The sequence below is a fragment of the Pseudoalteromonas sp. SCSIO 43088 genome, assembly GCF_023650795.1.
In the GTDB taxonomy this organism is placed as follows: domain Bacteria; phylum Pseudomonadota; class Gammaproteobacteria; order Enterobacterales; family Alteromonadaceae; genus Pseudoalteromonas; species Pseudoalteromonas shioyasakiensis.
In genome coordinates this window covers 3034376-3053694 of record NZ_CP072675.1, presented here as the reverse complement: position 1 = coordinate 3053694, position 19319 = coordinate 3034376, and the positions used below count along the sequence as shown (strand labels likewise).

At 41.6% G+C, this 19319-nt stretch carries 13 protein-coding genes; 12 read left to right on the top strand and 1 reads right to left on the bottom strand.

The genetic code is table 11. The features are described 5' to 3' along the window. Positions 1-196 precede the first annotated feature (196 nt). Together J8Z28_RS14070 and J8Z28_RS14065 are read left to right on the top strand one after the other, a co-directional pair. The gene (locus J8Z28_RS14070) at positions 197-1558 is read left to right on the top strand and encodes a hypothetical protein (RefSeq protein ID WP_062564843.1); all 1362 of its coding nucleotides are present in this window, start codon (positions 197-199) and stop codon (positions 1556-1558) included. 106 nt (positions 1559-1664) lie between these two features. After that, positions 1665-4268: a DUF2339 domain-containing protein gene (locus tag J8Z28_RS14065; protein ID WP_250659644.1), complete on the top strand. Its 2604-nt coding sequence runs from the start codon at positions 1665-1667 to the stop codon at positions 4266-4268. A gap of 23 nt (positions 4269-4291) precedes the next feature. Here J8Z28_RS14065 and J8Z28_RS14060 read toward each other — a convergent pair whose 3' ends face one another. After that, positions 4292-7732 (bottom strand): PAS domain-containing hybrid sensor histidine kinase/response regulator, encoded by a 3441-nt coding sequence (locus J8Z28_RS14060; protein WP_062564845.1) that lies wholly within the window; start codon positions 7730-7732, stop codon positions 4292-4294. A 387-nt stretch (positions 7733-8119) separates the two neighbouring features. On the opposite strand from J8Z28_RS14060, the gene J8Z28_RS14055 reads away from it, so the two are divergent. From J8Z28_RS14055 to phoB, 10 genes are all read left to right on the top strand, one after another. After that, positions 8120-8383, top strand: a complete 264-nt coding sequence (locus J8Z28_RS14055; RefSeq protein WP_054551160.1) for a DUF4212 domain-containing protein — start codon at positions 8120-8122, stop codon at positions 8381-8383. Between the two features lie 10 nt (positions 8384-8393). Further along, positions 8394-10118 carry a sodium:solute symporter family protein gene (locus tag J8Z28_RS14050; protein ID WP_062564846.1) on the top strand — a complete coding sequence of 575 codons (1725 nt, stop codon included), beginning with the start codon at positions 8394-8396 and terminating at the stop codon, positions 10116-10118. A gap of 119 nt (positions 10119-10237) precedes the next feature. Next, positions 10238-12076 carry a DUF294 nucleotidyltransferase-like domain-containing protein gene (locus J8Z28_RS14045; protein WP_062565099.1) on the top strand — a complete coding sequence of 613 codons (1839 nt, stop codon included), beginning with the start codon at positions 10238-10240 and terminating at the stop codon, positions 12074-12076. An 8-nt stretch (positions 12077-12084) separates the two neighbouring features. Next, positions 12085-12708, top strand: coding sequence for a 3'-5' exonuclease (locus tag J8Z28_RS14040; RefSeq protein ID WP_062564847.1), 624 nt, complete (start codon positions 12085-12087; stop codon positions 12706-12708). Then, entirely contained in the window at positions 12705-13166 is a 462-nt protein-coding gene (locus J8Z28_RS14035) for a methyltransferase family protein (protein ID WP_062564848.1), read from the top strand. Before J8Z28_RS14040 ends, J8Z28_RS14035 begins: the two co-directional genes overlap by 4 nt. Before the next feature lie 451 nt (positions 13167-13617). Beyond that, positions 13618-14634 (top strand): erythrose-4-phosphate dehydrogenase, encoded by a 1017-nt coding sequence (gene epd, locus J8Z28_RS14030; RefSeq protein WP_054551164.1) that lies wholly within the window; start codon positions 13618-13620, stop codon positions 14632-14634. A gap of 42 nt (positions 14635-14676) precedes the next feature. After that, the gene (locus J8Z28_RS14025) at positions 14677-15852 is read left to right on the top strand and encodes a phosphoglycerate kinase (RefSeq protein WP_054551165.1); all 1176 of its coding nucleotides are present in this window, start codon (positions 14677-14679) and stop codon (positions 15850-15852) included. Positions 15853-16048: 196 nt separating this feature from the next. Next, positions 16049-17113: a class II fructose-bisphosphate aldolase gene (fba, locus tag J8Z28_RS14020; protein WP_054560883.1), complete on the top strand. Its 1065-nt coding sequence runs from the start codon at positions 16049-16051 to the stop codon at positions 17111-17113. A 400-nt stretch (positions 17114-17513) separates the two neighbouring features. Then, entirely contained in the window at positions 17514-18464 is a 951-nt protein-coding gene (locus tag J8Z28_RS14015; RefSeq protein ID WP_062564849.1) for a porin, read from the top strand. Positions 18465-18610: 146 nt separating this feature from the next. Further along, on the top strand, positions 18611-19300 hold the full coding sequence (phoB, locus tag J8Z28_RS14010; RefSeq protein ID WP_054551169.1) for a phosphate regulon transcriptional regulator PhoB: 690 nt from the start codon (positions 18611-18613) through the stop codon (positions 19298-19300). Positions 19301-19319 lie beyond the last annotated feature (19 nt).

Below are 19319 nucleotides of genomic sequence, written 5' to 3'. Positions count from 1 at the left end.
AAGTAAGCTGCTTTCACTATAAATATGATTTTCTGTCCATAATTATGATTAATTAAGTGCTTTTCTACATCATTTTCTACACTTTTTAACCTTATCGTAAGTAACTGTAAGTGAAGGTAATAGTTTGTAAAACATAGAATTTTTTCGCACTATTCGAGTCAGAATGGGGTATTACAAACAATAAGGAAAAAATTCCATGAAAAGCACTCTGCTTAAAACAATTGTTGCCTCAAGTTTGCTTTCGGTACTGGCTGCCTGTTCAAGCGATGACAGCAGCAGTAGCAACAGTGGCTATGTGCAACTGTACAATGGCTCTTACAACAGCCCATACACACGTTTATTTGTTGATGACACTGAACGTTCGGGCGCAGATTTTGGTGATGTATCAACTCGTCATAACTACAGTTCGGGGGAGTATGAACTCAGTTTTGAATATGTTGATGCCAATGATAGTTATATCACCATCGATGAAGAAACAATCAAAATTAAAAATGATCAAACTCAGTTGCTAGTAATGAACGGTGATTTTGCTGAACCAATTTTTACTGAGCTCAGTGTGCCGACGTCAAGCGATGAAGATGAATTCAATGTTGGCTTTTTTAATATCGTTGGTGAAGATAACCTTTACGATGTATACGTTGCTACTGACGACGGGTTATTTGATACCGCTGAGTTATTAATGACTTCGCAATACCTCGTTGAGCCAGAATTAGCGACGCTTGAGGAAGGTTATTACACTATTTATATTACCTCTAGCGGCAGCACTGATGTGATTTTTGAATCACCAACCGTGTACTTTAATGATGAAGCAACGTACATGGCGATGATCCGTCCAAGTTATGCAACAGAAGAAGATGGCATTACGCTTGATGTTGTGACGGCTAGTAGCTCAGTAACACAACTAAACCACCAAGACGCGCAAGGTCAGCTGCGTTTTATCAATACAATAGATGATTACACGCAAACCCAGTTTAAAGTAACCCGAGGCACAACGGCGACCAACACCGAAGTTGTTAGCAACGATAGTTACTCTGAATACATGAGCATGTCACCAAATAGTTATAGTGTCGCTATGTTAGATGAAGCTGGCGATACTATTGTTGATAACTTCTTAATGACATTAGAGCGTGAGCAAAGTGCGGTTGGTCTTTTCTACAATGACAAAGATTACGGCCCTCGTATGATGACCATTGAAGAAAACCTAACTCCAAGCAGTTACAGTCACGCAGTTACTGTGGTTAACTTAATTGATAGCTATGCAGGGCAAGAAATTGACGAAGTTGATGTGTACTTCACCCTCAATGGTGAAACGGTTGAAGATACTAGCAATGTTGTTGAAGGGTTAGATCAATACGACCAACAAGAGCAGGTAGTTGATAACGAAGTTTATACAACTTATGTGGTGTTTGAAGATAATGGTCAACAGATTGTGTTATTACAACAAAGCGATATGGATTTTACTGAAGAGGGTAACTATATCTTAGTGATTGAACACGATGAAACCACAGACTCAGGTTTTAAAATGACCTTAGAGCGTACGGTGACTGAACAGTCTTAACCGGCTAAAACGCAATATCGTTGTTTATTTACTCTTGCTAAGTGTTTATTGTATAAACAATTAAGGCTTTTGCTTTTTTTGTTTAAAGCATACACAAGGAGAGAGTATGGATGGCGGTATTGCGTTACTAGTATTACTAGCACTAGTTGTTGTCGGTGGCTCCATTGCGGGTATTTTTGCCTTTTTTCAACTCTCCAGTTTAAAGCGAGAAGTAGCTGCTCTTCGAGTAAAGCTTAACGCGACATATAGTCATAATCCACAAGCAAATACTGCAAACCAGTTTGATAATTCAAACGCCGAACTGACTGACACAGCAAAATTTGAACCAGAGCCGAAAGCCGTTATTGAGCCGATTGAGGCTATCCCTAAAAAGCCAGAGCAAACAAAATCCAAGCCTGCGACTTTAAATCAGCTAGTAAGCCAACTCGTTACACAAATCAAAGCCAATTGGTTAACTAGGGTAGGAGCGGTTGCACTTGCCTTTGGCGGTATCTTTTTAGCCCGCTATTCACTGGAGGCAGGCTTATTATCTGAAACCATGCGACTCACGCTTGGCGCTATTTTTGGTTTGAGCTTAATTGTTGCGGCGGAGGTTTTACATCGCAAAGGTATTATCTTTGATGGGTTTAGCAACTATATTCCCGCGGCGCTGGCAAGTGGCGGCTTTATTAGTTGTTTTGCATTGACCTTGCTGGCCTACAGCCATTATGGCTTACTGCAAGCTTTACCTGCATTTAGCATTTTAACCTTAGTTTCTGTAGCAGCAAGCTGGATGGCTCTGCGTTTTGGTCCAGTGCTTGCGGTCATTGGTATTATTGGCGCCTACAGTGTCCCGGTTTGGGTCAATACCGGGAGCAATGACTTTATAGCGCTGCTAACCTATGTTGCTTTTGTTAGTGTTTCTGCTTCGCTAGTCGCGCATTACGTAAAACGGCATTGGCTGTGGTATCTGTTATGGGCAGGTCATTTAGGCTGGTATTACTTAGTTGCGATGAGTGCAGCTAAAAACCTGCATTGGTTTATTAATCTTTATGCTCTATTTAGCATCGTATTGTTAATTGCGATTCCGCGCCTAGGGCTGAGTATTAAACAAATAGAATACCGTCCACATCGCTTTAAAACACTACTTAAGCAACTGCCCGACAACCCTCTGTTGATAGCTGTTGTCGTGCCACTTTACCTTTTACTCATCAGTCATAATGATCTGCTTACTTGGCAGCTTAGTATGTTGTCGTTAGTGGCTTTACTGCTTCTTTTGGTATTAAAAAACAGTGCATGGGATCACTGGCTGATACTAGCTGTGGTGAGTGTAATGTGTTTGCTAACAGGGCAATACAATTCTGTTGATTACTCTGAGCAGCTTTTTGTATTTCGGCAAAATTACGGAGCAGGGCTGTTTTTTATTGCTTTGTTTGCGGGTTATGGGTTTTTGTTTGGTCGTAAATACCCTAAACGCTTAGGTTTTGCTTTACTTGCTTCACTTTCAAGTTTTGTGATTATTAGTTGCTTATATGTCATCACTCCCGAACATGCCTTGATGACGGCGTATCCGGTTTGGTGCTTTGTATTACTGGCACTGTCTGCTTGGTTATTTAAGTTATCAATTAATAGCACAAATCCAATGCGGGTATTTAGTTACTGGCTTGGCGGTAATGCCAATATTAGCTTAGCGTTAACCATGCTCCTTGAAGGCAACAGCTTGACCTTAGCGCTTGCTGCGCAAGTGTTGTTGATCAGTTTTTATGTCAATAAACAGTCACTCAGCATACCTACTTGGCCGCTTAAGAGCTTAGTTGGCGCTTTACTAGTTAGGTTAAGCTTTGCACCTTGGTCAGCTGATTACAGTGGTGCGTTGCTGCTCGGTGTGCACTGGAGTTTGGTTGTATACCCAGTTTGCGCTTGCTTATTTTACTTTGCAGCGAGGCACTGGCAGCAGCAATCTGTTCGGGTGTGGCTAGAAGGTGCAACGCTTCATTGTATTGCTTTATTTCTTACCACAGAGACGAGCTATCAGTTGGTGGGGCACTACCCAGACTTTGAGAACTTGTCTGTGTATGAGCATATTTTATTAACCTGTAACTGGGGTATATTAGGTTGTATTTATTTACTGCGTTCACGCTTTACTGCGCAATTGGCAAAACTCTATCAAGTAGCAGGTTTTGCGTTATTAACACTGAGTGGCTTACTAATACTGAAAAGCTTTACTGCTGTAAATCCGTTTTTTGAGCCGATAAATATAGGCAGTTGGCCGATTATTAACTGGTTACTATTACTTTGGTTAGTCCCCGCCTGTATTGCAATTTGGGCAAGCCAACTGACTAAATCTCAGCACTATTTACAAAAGCTGTTTACAGCACTTGCAGGTGTGATGAGTGTTTTATATATCAATGCGGAAATTCGCCATAACTGGCAAGGCGAGTTTATAAATATTGCTTTGCCAACCTCAGATGCCGAGCTTTACAGTTATTCTTTAGTTTGGCTTGTTATCGGTGCCTTGGTGGTTGTGGTGGGGCAGTTAAGAACCATTACGGTATTACAAAAGCTCGGCCTTGGCTTATTGGCGCTGGTGGTGTTAAAAGTGTTCTTGATTGATATGGCAAACTTAACCGGGTTGCTGCGAGCTATTTCGTTTATCGGCTTAGGCTTGTCGTTAGTTGGGCTTAGTTGGTTGTTCCAAAAATTTAAGGCAAAGCCTACTGCTTTGCCTTAAATCGATGTTGTTAAAAACGTTGGTTAAGTACTGTGGTTAAGCAGTGCTTTAAGTTTTGCGGGCTTAACAGGTTTACTAAGGTAATGAATTTGCTCTTCTTTGGTTTGCTGTTTTAGGGCTTCATCACGCACCGCTGTGATTAAAATGGCAGGCACTGGGCTTTGCCAAATTTCTCTTAGGGTTTTAATAAGCGTGATGCCATCGCAATCATGACCCAACTGGTAATCCATTAAGATCACATCGGGCGCTCGGTGCTCTTTGGCATAGGCCATCACGGTTTCAACTTGATCAAAGAGCTGATAATTTGCCTGCCACTTTTGCAATAGGCTTGCCATGGCATTAAGGTTTTCAGGGTCATCATCCACAGCAATAATGTTCATTGCACTGCGGTTCTCAACCCCTTTTTTAGGCGTATCTTTTTGTTGAATAAATTGGCTTTCACCATAAGGTACTTCAATACTAAAGCGGCTACCTTTGCCAGGTGTTGAACTTACATCTAAACGTAAAGAAAGTAAGTCGGCCATTCGTTTTACAACTCCTAAGCCAAGGCCAACCCCTTTGTTATCACCGGCTTCAATACGATAAAAGTCATTGAAGATTTTCGCTTGCTCTACTTCTGTAATGCCGGGGCCTGTGTCCCATACTTCAATCCGTAAATGATGTTTGCGTTTGCGACAAGCAATTAAAACTCTGCCACTATCGGTGTATTTAACCGCATTTGACACCAAGTTTTGAATAATTCGGCGTAAGTAAGTGATATCACTATGAACGATAATTCCCTTTGAACGCACTGTCAGTTTTAAGCCTTTTTCGCTCGACATAATGGCGTATTCATTTTTCAGTGGGGCAAGTATGTCATCAATACTAAAGTGACGCGGAGTAGGGGTCATTGCTCCTTGCTCGAGCTTGGCAATTTCTAACAGCGCCGACATCAAATGCACCGTTGAATCTAAGCTTGCACCCAGCTTTTCAAAGTTATTTAAGTTGTTGCTCGAAAGGGTTTTATCATCAATAGCTGCAAGGTATAGGCGCGCTGCATTTAGCGGTTGTAAAATATCGTGGCTAGCTAAGGCTAAAAATCGCGTTTTACTGTCATTAGCTTGCTCAGCCTCTTTTTTCGCTAAAGTAAGTGCTTGCTCAGTTTGTACTCGGCTATCGATTTGTGCTTGTAAATCTTTATTGATAGTACGGATTTCTTGAGTACGTGCTTCAATGCGGTTTTCAAGATCCATGTTTACTTCTTCAAGCGCATTTTGCGTTTCGATATGCGTGGTAATATCAGAGAAACTTGTTACAAAGCCGCCATCAGGCAGTGGGTTACCAATCATTTCGAACACTTGGCCATTACGGCGGTGACGAATAAAGTGATGGGGCGTGCCGTTTTTAAGATGCTGCACGCGCTTTTCTACATGGCGTTCAACTTCACCGGGGCCACATTCACCGCGCTCGGCATTGTATCTAAGCACATCTTCAATTGGTTGGCCTACTTCGAGAAAGTCATCTGGGTAGGCAAACATCTCTGCGTAGCGCTTATTCCATGCCACTAAATTAAGTTCTTTATCAACAACCGAAATACCATGGCTGAGGTTTTCGAGAGAGGTAAATAATAAGTTTTGATTAAATTGCAGGGCCTGTGTGGTTTCATCAAAAAAGTTAACCACTTCTTCAAAGGCCATGCGTTTACCAGAAGCAACCGTGTGGATCAGCGCTTGTGCTGAAGAGGCACCAAGTACACCGGTTAAGGCGCGCTCACAATAAGCAATAAACTCAGGTTCTGGGTGCGCGTTGTTGTCATCTAAGTTATGCGACAACGCAAAGTGAGCCAGCACTTGCTGCGAGCGCTGCACACCTAAGAAGGTTTGCAGCAGTACTTTAAAATCGTAAACAGTGGCTTTTACGTTTTTATTTAAACGTCTAGCGAATACCGCTTGCTCTTTTGGATTAACAAAAGCAGCTGCTTGAATTTTATCAATTAAACGCTCATCTGCACCGAGTGAAAAACTTATGTAACAGCCAATATTGGCAAATAAGGCGATTAGGGTGCCACGAGTAATAAGTGTTTGTTGCAGCTCTGCGTTTAAGGTATTGCCTGCATCTAAAATAGGCAGCATTAAGAACAAAACCCAGCAAATAAAGCCTGCTAATAATCCGGCATAAACCCCATACGCATGGCCTTTTCGCCAGTATAAGCCGCCAACAATAGCTGGGAGTAATTGCGATACCAAAGAAAAGGCCACTAAACCCATACTAGCCAGCGCTTTACCATGGCCAAACCATTGCTGGTAGAAATACGACAAAATCAAAATGCCAGCAATTGTGAAGCGTCTCACTAACAGGATTTGCGACTTATAGCTGCTAGTAATGAGGTTACGTTTAAACTTACGACGCAGCATTAACGGCAGCACTACATCGTTTGAAATCATGGTACTGAGCGTGAGTGTGGCTACAACAATCATCGCTGTAGCCGCTGATAGACCTCCGATAAATACAAAGGTCGTTAAAAAGGCGTTTTCGTGCATCAGCGGTAGGGCTAATACAAAGCTATCTGGTGAGAAGCCACTGCCAATGCCAGGGTGTATAGCTGCCGTTGCAATAGGGAAAATCATTGCAGCAGTCAGTAATAAATACAGGGGGAATGCCCAGCGGGCAGTATAAAGGTGGCGTTTATCTTGGTTATCGACCACAGTCACGTGGAACTGCCTTGGTAAACAGATAATCGCCGCTGCCGCCATTAATGACTGGCCGATAAAGTTAAAGCTAAAAAAGTCGAAGTTCTGCCAATGTTGCCAAATAGAGCCCGTTAGCTGCTCTGTTTGCACAGTACTTAAATTAAATAATGTGTATAAAGCAAGCCCAGCAACGGCCACCAAAGCTAATAACTTAATCATAGATTCAAAGGCGACAGCGAGCATTAGCCCTGAGCGATATTCGGTTACATCGACTTTGCGCGTACCAAAGAATATCGCAAACATCGCCATAATGAGTGTTGCCGAAAGGGCCAGCACAGAGCCAGAAATACGATCGTCGTTTTGCAGTAGTAAGAAGCTGCTACTCAGTGCTTTTAATTGCAGTGCGATATACGGAATCGTCGCCAATAAAGCGATAATGGTTACCATAATGGCGGTGGTTTGCCGTTTACCATAGCGAGCTGAAATAAAGTCGGCGATGGTCGTAATATTTTGTTTTTTACTGACCAGTACTAATTTGCGTAAAAACCCTTGGCCAAAGAAAAAAAGCAACGCAGGGCCGATTAAAATAGGTAAGTAATTCCAACTGCTGGTGGCTGCTGTACCAACTGAACCGTAGTAGGTCCAAGACGTACAGTAAATCCCTAATGAAAAAGAATAAACAAATGGGTGGTGACTAATTCTTTTAGCAAGAGGAGTGGTTTTGTCTCCCCAATTTGCCAACCAAAACAACACGCCAATATAGGCGAGTGCAACAAATAAAAGCGCAGCTGTCATGTTTAAATTCAGTAGTTATTGTAATAACACTACCTTACCAGAATTATGCGCGATTTCGATGGCAAGATTTTTTGCAATAATAATTAATTAAATGCAAGTTGTTGAAAATTAATGAATAGTACTGTTTTGTGTATCTTTATTAGACTAATGTCGCAGATCATTCGTTTTTACTATTTTCGCTATTTCGCAAATTTATCTTTATAGGTTAAGTTGTTGTTAATTATTGTTTTTTACCATCCATTAACAAATGGTGTTTTGCAGTTTACGTAAACGTAAACTAGCTGTTACGACTATGGTCTCAATTCCATAAATCAGAACCCTTGCTAACTTAGTTAATGACAACTAATACCACTCATTACTTTCTTGTAATGCATAAGGGGATAAAAAATGGCTTTTAAAGATGAAGAACAAGCAAAAGCTTATTGGGCGGAAAACCTCGCACTGCTATTTAAATTATTAGCAATTTGGTTTGTCGTGTCATTTGGCTTCGGTATTTTACTGGTAGACGTACTTAACGAGATACGTTTCTTTGGGTTTAAACTCGGCTTCTGGTTCTCCCAGCAAGGCGCTATTTACACCTTTGTTGCTTTGATTTTTGTTTACGTTTTCAAAATGAATACGTTAGATAAAAAATATGGCGTAGACGAATAGGAGCTAAGCAATGGATGTTCAAACACTCACGTTTATTATCGTCGGTTTAAGCTTCGCGCTTTATATCGGCATCGCAATCTGGGCTCGTGCTGGGTCAACAAATGAATTCTATGTTGCAGGGGGCGGTGTACCGCCGCTAGCAAATGGTATGGCAACCGCTGCTGACTGGATGAGTGCGGCATCGTTTATCTCAATGGCGGGTATTATCTCGTTTGCGGGCTATGACGGTGGTGTATATCTAATGGGTTGGACAGGTGGTTATGTACTACTTGCACTTTGTTTAGCACCTTACCTACGTAAGTTTGGTAAGTTCACGGTGCCAGATTTCATCGGTGACCGTTATTACTCACAAGCTGCACGTGTTGTTGCAATTTTATGTGCCATCTTTATCTGTTTCACATACATCGCAGGTCAAATGCGTGGTGTGGGCGTAGTTTTCTCTCGCTTCTTAGAAGTAGATATTGAGACCGGTGTTTACATTGGTATGGTGATTGTATTCTTCTACGCTGTATTAGGCGGTATGAAGGGGATTACATATACGCAAGTAGCTCAGTACTGTGTACTGGTATTTGCTTACCTTGTTCCAGCAATCTTCATTTCAATGATGATGACAGGTCACTTCTTCCCACAAACAGGTTTTGGTGCAACGCTTAGCGATGGCTCAGGACAGTTTGTACTCGATAAACTAGATGGGCTCAGTACGGAGCTTGGCTTTGCGCAGTACACCGAAGGCTCGAAGAGCATGATTGATGTATTCGCAATCACAGGCGCACTAATGGTTGGTACTGCAGGTTTACCGCACGTAATCGTTCGTTTCTTCACTGTTCCTCGTGTTAAAGACACGCGTATCTCAGCTGCATGGACACTTGTTTTCATTGCAATTGTTTATACAACAGCACCTGCTGTAGCGTCATTCGCTCGTGTAAACATGATTGATACAATTAACGGTAAAGACGGTAGCGGTACAGAGTACGCTGAAGCACCAGCTTGGGTTAAAAACTGGGAAAGAACAGGCCTAATCACCTTTAATGATAAAAATGGTGACGGCAAAATGTTCTACTCAGCAGGTAAGATTGATGATCCAAACAGCGCAAACGAAGTTAAAGTTGACCGCGACATCATGGTACTTGCAAACCCTGAGATTGCAGACTTACCAGCATGGGTGATTGCATTAGTAGCAGCAGGTGGTATCGCAGCAGCGCTATCAACAACAGCAGGCTTACTATTGGTGATCTCGACCTCGGTATCGCATGACTTATTAAAACGTACCTTAAAACCAGATATAAGTGACAAACAAGAGCTACTAGCAGCGCGCCTAGCTGCGATGATAGCGATTGTAATTTCAGCTTACTTTGGTATTAACCCGCCAGGATTCGTGGCCTCGGTTGTTGCCTTTGCCTTCGGCTTAGCAGCGGCGAGCTTCTTCCCAGCCATCATTATGGGTATCTTCTCTAAGAAGATGAATAAAGAAGGTGCGATTGCGGGTATGGTGACAGGTATTACATTCACAGCGGCTTATATTATCTACTTCAAGTTCGTAAGCCCTGAATTGAATGCACCTGCAAACTGGTTATTTGGTATTTCACCTGAGGGTATCGGTCTTGTTGGTATGATTGTTAACTTTGTAGTTGCAGCTATCGTACTTAAACTAACGGCTGAAACACCAGTTGAAATCCAAGAAATGGTTGAAGGTATCCGTAACCCTAAAGGTTCGAGCGCAGCACACGCGCACTAATAAAACCATTTTATAAGAACACACTCTTGAAGTTCAAAAGCCCGACTTAAGTCGGGCTTTTTATTTATTTCAAACAGGGGTAGTGTAGATATTGTCTCTATTTTATAGCGAGAATGACCATGAATACCGAGCAACAGGAAGTCGCCCAATTTGTGATGCAGCAAACGCCATTTAATCAGCTTGATGGTGCTGCCAGTGAGTATTTTGTAAACCATCTCGATATTATTTATCTGACCCGCGAAAATCAAAATCAGTGGTTAAGTTCAGATAATCTCAGATTATTTTTAATTCGCTCTGGCGATTATGATTTAGTCGACCCAAAAGGCGATGTGATTACTAAGTTATCGAGTGGCGATTACTTTGGTTTTCCTTCACTGTTAACTGGCGAAGCGATTCAAAATAGCATTTCAGTGCAAAAGGAAGGCATTGTTTACATGCTAAACCAAGCGGCATTTGATTACTTACGCCGTGAGTATAAAGTGTTTGAGCAATACTTTGTTCGCGCCCACAAAAACCGTTTATTGTCGTCTCATTATAAAAGTCAAAACGACAGTTGGTCGGAGAAGAAAATTTGCGAATTGATGAATCGCAAAGCCGTTACCTTGGCTCCTGATGCAAGTATTCGTCAAACCGCTAAAAAAATGAAACAACAGGGTGTTTCGTCGATTATGCTAACTGAACATGATCGCCTCGTTGGGGTTGTCACCGACCGAGATTTACGCAACCGCGTATTGGCCGATGAGGTTGACCCTCAAGAGTCAGTAAGTAGCATCATGACGTGTAAACCCAAGTTTATTTTTGAAAATAACCGCGTGTTTTCGGCGCTGCACTTAATGCTTAAGCATAATATTCACCATTTACCAGTGCTTGATGAACATCATAAACCGCTTGGTATGCTCACCAGTACTGATTTACTGCGTCAGCAAAAAAGCGACCCAGTACAATTAATTGGGCGAATTTACAAAGCGCACAGCGTGGTTGACTTAAAGCGTTATTCGCAAGAGATACCCGGTTTATTAAAAGGTTTTTCAAACAATATTGATGATATCTCCTTGATTGGTAAATTATTAAGTGGCTTAACCGATGCACTGACTTCGCGTTTGATCCGTTTGTTCCAAGAAGATAATGGCGCGGCACCAACCAGCTTTAGTTTTATTTGTTTTGGTTCACAAGCGCGAGAAGAACAAACACTGCATTCTGACCAAGATAATGGCCTGTTGTTACCTGATGATTTAACAGAAGAACAACACGATTACTTTAAGCGCATGGGCGAGTATGTCTGTGAGCACTTAATTGAGTGCGGTATAAAACGTTGCCCTGGCAATATTATGGCGAGCAATGCACAGTGCCGTATGGGCATTAATGCTTGGACAGAAAAGTTTCATAAGTGGATCACCTCACCCACACCAGAGGCGATGCTCAATTGTAAGATATTTTTTGATCTACGTTTTATTGAAGGCTCAACCACCTTATATGCGCGCTTTTGTGAGCAGCTAAAACGCATTTCTAAAAACGACTTATTCTATGCAGCTATGGCCAGCGACATTAAAAATACGCCAGTGCCTATTGGTTTGTTTAATCAATTTAAATTAGAAACTGACGAAAAGCAGCATAAGTACCTCGACTTAAAAAAACGCGGTGTGGTGATCATCAACGACATAGTACGTTTATATTCGCTTAAAGCGGGTATTCAGCGTGCTAATACGCAAGAGCGTATTGATGCGTTAATGAAATTTTCGCTACTCAATAAAGATGACTTATATAACCTAAAAGACTGTTGGCGCTTTTTAACCCAGCTGCGTTTAGGTACGCAAATTAACGAAGAGGGATTGCCTAGCAACTGTATTAACCCAAATGCGTTGAATTCATTAGAGCGACATCAATTAAAAGAAGCATTTTATTTGGTTAAACAGGCACAGCAAGCGGCCGCATTTAAATTTGCTCGCGGTAGTTTATAGGAGGCGTTATGGTTAAACGCTGGTTAAGTCGGTATTTAGCACGTAAGCAACTCTTGGCAGCCGATGCCTATAAAGAGCGCTACGTAGTGATAGACATGGAATTAACGGGCCTTGACCCTCGCCAGCACGAAATTGTCTCAGTGGCGTGGGTAATGATAGAAGATCAGTGCATTAAGCTCAGCGGTGCGCAGCATTTAATAAATAAAGACGTGCAAAGCTTAGAACAAAGCCCGATTTATCACGGTATTGCAAAACAAGACATAGATACTGGTGAAAGCCTCGAAATCATTCTTGGCAAGCTGCATCAGCATTTTGGTGAGTGCATTTTAGTGTTTCATAATGCGGCACTTGATTGGGGGTTTTTAAAACAGGCCTGCAGAACGCTTGGCTTAGATGCAAAAGCGCGTTTAATTCTTGATACCTTTGTTATTGAAAAAAAACGCCTGCACCAGCAAGGCCACGAAATTGGCCACGATGATTTAACACTTAGCGAATGCCGTAAACGCTACAACTTACCGCATTACAGCTCGCACCATGCCCTTACTGATGCCATGGCAACGGCCGAGTTATTCTTAGCCCAGTGTCATCAAATTAGTCGTGGTAAGGCATTGAAAGTAGGGGAGCTTGTGTGAATCAGTTAGAATTAAAAATTCCTCCAGTCGCGCTGCTGCTGATCATTGCATTGATGATGTGGGGCACAGCTGAGTTGTTTACGAGTTTTAGCTTCTCGTTTTTTGTATCACCTTTTGTAGCACTACTCATAGCATTTTCAGGTGTGATGTTTGCTTTATTAGGGGTTTATCAATTTCGCAAGCAAGGCACGACCGTTGACCCTCGAATTCCAGAAAAGTCGGCGAGTCTTGTTACAAGTGGTGTTTATCAATTTAGCCGTAACCCAATGTATGTAGGTATGTTATTAATGTTAGTTGGTTGGGGAATTTATCTTGGTAATATTGCGAGTTTTATAATGCTGCCGGTATTTATTCTCTATATGAATCGATTTCAAATTATGCCAGAAGAAACGTTTATGGCAGAGAAGTTTGGGTCAGCATACCAGCAATACAAAAAATCTGTTCGTCGCTGGCTATAAAGGAAAAAAGTAAGATTGAGGTTGCTAACGCAGTTTTATTTACCTTGCCCTCTTATAAAAATGTGTAAGGTCGATTAGCAAAACTGCGCCATCTAAAACATACTAAGCAATTTTTATTTTGGCTGACCTCTTATAAAAACTCTTCAGGTCGATTACCAAAATTGAGCCATCTAGGGTTGTTAAAGTAGTTTTATTTACCTTGCCCTCTTATAAAAATGTGTAAGGTCGATTACCAAAACTGCGCCATCTAAAACATGCTAAGCAATTTTTATTTTGGCTGACCTCTTATAAAAACTCTTCAGGTCGATTCCCAAAATTGAGCCATCTAGGGTTGTTAAAGTAGTTTTATTTACCTTGCCCTCTTATAAAAACTTCAAAGGTCGATTACAATACCGCCATCTAAAAGGCAGTTGCCTTTATCTGCAAGCAAATAGAGTGGATTTTCTTCTTCATGGCAATCAAACTTGCAATTAATGGTTTTGGTCGAATCGGGCGCAATATCGTCCGTGCACTGTATGAATCAGGGCTTGAAGATCAAATCAAAATTGTCGCTATTAACGAATTAGCCGACCCTAAGGGCATTGCCCATCTCCTTAAATACGATACATCTCACGGCCGCTTTTCATTCCCTGTTAATCTTGGCGAAGATACTTTAACGGTTGCTAACGACTCTATAGCCTTATTTGCAGAAGAAAACCCTGCAGAACTACCTTGGCAAACTCTTGATGTTGATGTGGTTCTTGAATGTACTGGGGTGTATCACTCTCGTGAACATGCAGAACTACACTTGGCTGCTGGTGCAAAAAAAGTATTGTTTTCACAGCCTGCAGATGCTGATGTTGATGCCACAATTGTGTATGGTATTAACGATGATGAGCTAAAAGCTGAACATACGATTGTTTCAAACGGTTCATGTACCACAAACTGTATTGTGCCAGTAATTAAAGTGCTGGATGACGCATTTTCGATTGAATCTGGGGCTATTACAACGATTCATGCCTCGATGCATGATCAGCAAGTGATTGATGCGTATCATCATGATTTACGTCGTACTCGCGCTGCAAGCCAGTCTATTATTCCGGTAGATACAAAGCTTGCTCGTGGTATTGAGCGTATTTTGCCTAAGTTTCATAGTCGCTTCGAAGCCATTGCTGTTAGGGTACCAACTATCAATGTGACGGCGATGGATTTAAGTGTAACAGTGAATACCGATGTGAATTTAGCGACTGTCAATCAGGCACTTAAGTTAGCTGCAAAAGACCGCCTTGACGGTATTTTAAGCTACACAGAAGAGCCATTGGTATCGGTAGATTTTAATCATGACCCACATTCTTGTATCATAGATGGCACTCAGACACGTGTTAGTCATAAACGACTGATAAAGTTGTTAGTGTGGTGCGATAATGAGTGGGGCTTTGCGAATCGTATGCTCGACACTGCGCGTGCGATGATGGCTGTAAGCCAATAATTTATAAATATAATATTAGTATCGTTAACTAAGGAGAAGTCCATGTCGGTCATTAAAATGGCAGATTTAGATTTAAACGGCAAACGCGTGTTAATTCGTGAAGATTTAAATGTGCCTGTAAAAGAAGGTAAAGTGACCTCTGATGCACGTATTCGTGCAGCATTACCAACTATCAAATTAGCGTTAGAAAAAGGCGCTAAAGTAATGGTGATGTCACACCTTGGCCGCCCTACGGAAGGGGAATATGATGAAGCGTTTTCGCTTGCCCCTGTGGTTAATTATTTAAATGATGCCCTTGAGCAAACAGTTCGTCTTGAAAAAGACTACCTAGAAGGCGTAGACGTTGCTGATAACGAAGTGGTTGTTTTCGAAAACGTGCGTTTTAACGCTGGCGAAAAGAAAAACGACGAAGCACTGTCTAAAAAACTAGCTGCATTATGTGATGTTTACGTAATGGACGCATTTGGTACGGCTCACCGTGCACAAGCATCGACTCACGGTGTGGGTTTATTTGCTGATGTTGCGTGTGCAGGTCCACTACTTGCGGCAGAGCTAGACGCACTAGGTAAAGCGCTTGATAACCCAGCTCGTCCTTTGGTTGCTATTGTTGGTGGCTCTAAAGTATCGACTAAGTTAACTGTACTTGATTCACTTTCGAAAGTGGTTGATCAACTTGTAACGGGAGGTGGTATCGCTAATACCTTCATCGCAGCGGCAGGTCACCCAGTAGGTAAATCTTTATTTGAAGCTGACTTAATTGATGAAGCAAACAAATTAAGTGCTGCGGCAAAAGCTAATAACGGTGAAATCCCGGTACCAACTGATGTTGTTGTAGGTAATGAGTTCTCAGAATCTGCAGTGGCGACATTAAAAGATGTGAATGAAGTAACAGACGAAGACATGATCTTCGATATTGGTCCTGATACAGCAAACCAATTAGCAAAAATCATTGCTAATGCGGGCACTGTTGTATGGAATGGTCCAGTTGGTGTATTTGAATTTGACCAATTTGGCAACGGCACACGTGCTATTGCTGATGCGATTGCTAACTCAAGTGCATTCTCGATTGCTGGTGGCGGTGATACGCTTGCAGCGATTGATAAATACGGCATTGCCGATAAAGTTTCTTACATTTCAACCGGTGGTGGTGCTTTCCTTGAATTTTTAGAAGGGAAAAAATTACCAGCAGTTGCTATGCTTGAAGAACGTGCTAAGTAATTAGTGCGTATGCCAGCGTAGTTATTAGGTAATTACGCTGGTTTAGCTGTTAATAAAATACCTCTCACCCTCGTTTTATTTACAGCTGTTACGGTAGGCGCGAGCTTTTCGTGATGCAGTGATGCATCAAAAAATAACTTATCCGTTCAAACTAGATAGTAGGAAACTACTGTCGATACAATTTGGAGAATACCAAATGGCTTTAATCAGTATGCGACAACTTCTTGATCATGCAGCTGAAAATGGTTACGGCGTACCTGCGTTTAACGTTAATAACCAAGAGCAAATGCGTGCAATTATGGAAGCGGCTGACAAAACAAACAGCCCGGTAATTGTACAAGGCTCAGCAGGCGCACGTGCCTATGCTGGTGCCCCTTTTATTCGTCATATGATTTTAGCAGCCGTTGAAGAATGGCCTCATATCCCAGTTGTAATGCACCAAGACCACGGAACTTCACCAGGTGTATGTCAGCGCTCAATCCAGTTAGGCTTTTCGTCAGTTATGATGGATGGCTCATTAATGTCTGATGGTAAAACCCCTTCAAGCTACGAATACAATGTTGATGTAACACGTCAAACAGTTGAAATGGCACATGCTTGTGGTGTGTCTGTTGAAGGCGAGTTAGGTGTTTTAGGTTCACTGGAAACAGGTGAAGCAGGTGAAGAAGACGGCGTTGGTGCTGAAGGTAAATTGTCTACTGATCAAATGCTAACAGATCCTGAAGAAGCCGCTGATTTCGTTAGTAAAACTAAGGTTGATGCACTTGCTATTGCTTGTGGTACATCACATGGTGCGTACAAGTTCACTCGTCCACCAACAGACGATATCTTAGCGATTGATCGCATTAAAGAAATCCACGCGCGTATTCCTAACACACACTTAGTAATGCATGGTTCGTCTTCTGTGCCACAAGAGTGGTTAGAAGTGATTAACCAATACGGTGGCGAAATTCCTGAAACGTATGGCGTGCCAGTAGAGCAGATCATCGAAGGTATTAAATATGGTGTTCGTAAAGTTAATATCGATACCGATCTTCGTTTAGCATCAACAGGTGCAATTCGTCGTCACTTAGCTTTAAACCCAGCTAACTTTGATCCACGTAAATACTTAGCTGAAGCAACGAAAGCAATGACAGAGATCTGTGTTGCTCGCTACGAAGCATTTGGTACGGCAGGTCAAGCTGGTAAGATCAAGCCAATCTCTTTAGATGATATGCATCTTAAATACTTATCAGGTGAACTTGATCCACAAATCAAGTGATTGATAGTAAAGTGAAAAAGCCGGCTTTATGCCGGTTTTTTATATGATTCGATCAAGGCGGATCAGCGATATACTTACTCGTGTTTTTCAGGATCACTGTTTTACTAACCTTAGCTTTCACGGATCATTATTTTACTAGTTGTATACTGATCACAGGCTTTTCTTTGCTCATCTTTTAAACGAAATGCTGAGCGCCTTAACATTAAATCAACAAGTTATCTTATTCTCTAAGTAAAAAACTGATCTGAAGTTGATCTTCTTAGTAAAAATCTGATCCTGATCTGATTAAGTTGGTAGATCAGTGATCCGTGATTTTTATGTGAAATATCTCCTCCTCGGCTTGACCAAAAGCCCTTTATGTTCGATTTTTAAGTTATTGCTTAAATTGAGGATCGCTACCATGAATAAACCTGCCATGATGTTGTCGAGCTTTGCAATGTGCATTATTTCTTTTCATAGTGCTGCCGAAGCTGTAGATGTGTATGGTCGGGCCCATTTAGGGGTTGCTAATAGCGACACTGGCGATGGCAGCGAAACTTCTATTGAGAGCTATAACTCTCGTATGGGGATCAAAGGCAGCGGTGAAATAAGCGATGGGTTAAAAGCCGTATATAAGTTTGAATTTGCAGTAAATGCGGCAGATCAAGATAGCGATGGTAAAACTGAAGAGAATATTACTGCGCGTAATCAATATGTTGGTCTACAAGGCAGTTATGGGCAGGTAGTGCTTGGTCGTCACGATACGGCGTTAAAAGTATCGCAGGGTAAAATTGATTTAATGAACGACTTTAATGGTGATGTTAAAGCCTTGTTCAATGGTGAAAATCGCCTTGGTGATGTGGTTCATTACAGTTCGCCAATTGTTGGCAATATGCAATTTGTGGTCACCTATATTGCTGAAGATAACTCCAAACAAGATGAAGAAACCGGTGTTTCTGCGGCATTTATGTATGGTGATAGTAAATTTAAAAAAGCGCCTTACTTTGTAAGTGTTGCCCACGACAGTAAAGTAGCCGGTTATGATACAACACGGTTTACGGCGCAAGGCCAATTAGGCGATTTAACCCTAGGCGGTATGTATCAACAAAGCGAAAAAGTCACAGGTTCTGACAAAGAAGATGGCTTTTTGGTGAGCGCATCTTACAAAATAGATAAATATAAGTTGCTGGCGCAATATCAAGATACTGATGGCAGCTTTGGTAAATTGAAAGATTCGGGTAGCGGTACTTCTGTTGGTGTTGAACGAAGCCTGTCAAAACAAGCACGTATGTACATGTGGTATACGCAATTTTCACTAGATAATAATGCTGATGAAGATCATCTTGCAGTCACTTTAAGGTATGACTTTTAATCCGAAATTTACTATTTAAGCGTAAAAAATGGCTATTTTTGCTTTGATTCTTTTGCGCTTTTTCAATTACTCGTTAGACTTTCATAAAAATGTCATACTTAGTCATAATAATGAAACCAGTTCGCTAACGAAAGAGATAAATTGGAATGTCACGTAAAGTACTAGTCGTCGATGACGAAGCGCCTATCAGAGAGATGCTGGTTTTTGTTTTAGAGCAAAATGGTTTTCAAGCAATTGAAGCAGAAGATTATGACTCTGCGATTGAAGCTATGGTTGAACCATACCCAGATATGGTTTTATTAGATTGGATGTTACCTGGTGGTAGCGGTATTCAAATTGCTAAGAAATTTAAGCAAAACGAATATACTCGTCAGATCCCTATCATTATGCTGACTGCTCGCGGTGAAGAAGAAGACAAAGTACGCGGCCTTGAAGTAGGTGCTGATGATTACGTAACCAAACCATTTTCTCCTAAAGAATTAATGGCGCGCATTAAAGCGGTTATTCGCCGTGTTTCACCAACCTCATTAGAAGAAGCCATTGAAGTTCATGGCTTACGCCTTGACCCAATCTCACACCGTGTAACATCAGAAGGTAGTGAATTAGATATGGGGCCTACTGAATTTAGATTACTACATTTCTTCATGACGCATCCTGAACGTGTTTACAGCCGTGAACAATTACTTGATCATGTATGGGGAACAAATGTATATGTAGAAGACCGTACTGTTGATGTACATATTCGCCGTCTACGTAAAGCGATTGCACCATTAGGGCATGACCGTTTAGTGCAAACCGTTCGCGGTGCAGGCTATCGTTTTTCAAGTAAATTATAAGTGTCATGGCAATGACCTT